Origin of the sequence: Azospirillum sp. TSH64 (assembly GCF_003116035.1) — a bacterium.
In the GTDB taxonomy this organism is placed as follows: domain Bacteria; phylum Pseudomonadota; class Alphaproteobacteria; order Azospirillales; family Azospirillaceae; genus Azospirillum.
The window spans coordinates 4,965,451-4,966,227 of sequence record NZ_LGQW01000015.1 but is presented as its reverse complement, the minus strand read 5'-3'; the positions used below and the strand labels follow the sequence as shown (position 1 = coordinate 4,966,227).

The 777-nt window shown below is 67.8% G+C and carries 2 protein-coding genes; one reads left to right on the top strand and one right to left on the bottom strand.

The genetic code is table 11. The features are described 5' to 3' along the window. Positions 1 to 414: aldo/keto reductase (locus tag TSH64_RS23830; protein WP_146208136.1), on the bottom strand; the 414-nt coding region annotated here is incomplete at its 3' end. A gap of 153 nt (positions 415 to 567) precedes the next feature. On the opposite strand from TSH64_RS23830, the gene TSH64_RS23825 reads away from it, so the two are divergent. Further along, positions 568 to 777: LysR family transcriptional regulator (locus TSH64_RS23825; RefSeq protein WP_146208135.1), on the top strand; the 210-nt coding region annotated here is incomplete at its 3' end.

The following is a 777-nucleotide window of genomic DNA, read 5'->3' as shown; positions in this document are numbered from 1 at the left end:
CTCCTCCACCGGCGTGAAGGCATCGAAGGCGTGCAGCTGGAGCAGGTCGATGTAATCCGTCCCGAGCCGCCGGAGCGCTGCCTCCACGGCGCCAATCAGCCGATGACGGGAAAGACCGGCATCGTTCGGCCCGTCGCCCATGGGCAACCCGGTCTTGGTCGAGATCAGCACCTTGTCGCGCCGCCCGCGGATAGCGACGCCGAGCACCTCTTCCGAGCCGCCGTCCGAATAGACGTCGGCGGTGTCGAAGAGCGTGACCCCGGCGTCGAGGCAGATGTCGACCAGCCGCCGGGCATCCTCGACGTCGCTGGTCCCCCAAGCCGAGAACAGCGGCCCCTTGCCGCCGAAGGTGCCGGTCCCAAAGCTGAGCGCGGGCACCTTGAGGCCCGAGGCACCGAGTGTCCGGTACTCCATATCTTGTCCTTCCGTGATCGAGGCTGTCGCGGTCGCCGATGGCGGTGGGCGATGGGAGCGGCCGCCTGCCAAGGATATAGCCGACGGAGCAGCTGTGAATTAGGCTGCCGCCAGTCTCAGGACTTGTGACGCGGGGTCATCGTTGCGACGCGGATGGATGTCAACCGGGCGGCAGAGATGGAGGTCTTCGCGCGGGTCGTCGATCTCGGCGGGTTCACCGCGGCGGCGCGGGCCTGCGGCCTCACGCCATCGGGTGTCAGCAAGCTGATCACCCGGTTGGAAGCACGGCTGGGTACGCGGCTAATCCACCGGTCGACACGCCGCCTCAGCCTGACGCCGGAAGGTCAGGCGTTCTACGCCCGA